Here is a 287-nt window from a genome sequence, read left to right on the forward strand (position 1 = left end):
CAGCCCAGTCATAGGCAGCGGCCATATCATCGATAAACGCACTGACTTCTGCGACAACACCGTACTGCTGGTAAAGCGCTGTTGTATCCGCATCACGACCTTTGCCTGCCTGATGGCGCACCTGGGGGCGTTGCTCTTCAGGCAGCTGCGCCAAAGCAGGCGCCAGGCGTTCATTGAGCGCAACCGCGCCAAGCGAGCCGCCCACTACTAACAATCGTAGAGGGCGCGCGGACAGTACAGACACATCACGCGGCGCACTGCCTAGGCTGGCAATATCGTCACGCACC

1 protein-coding gene is annotated in these 287 nt (G+C 60.3%); it reads right to left on the bottom strand.

The annotated features are described in order from the left end of the window. The coding region (locus CIK77_RS17440; RefSeq protein ID WP_220224455.1) for a glycosyltransferase at positions 1-205 on the bottom strand (205 nt) is incomplete at its 3' end. Positions 206-287: the final 82 nt, after the last annotated feature.

It is taken from the genome of Microbacterium sp. JB110 (genome assembly GCF_003335195.1).
Lineage (GTDB): Bacteria > Actinomycetota > Actinomycetes > Actinomycetales > Microbacteriaceae > Microbacterium.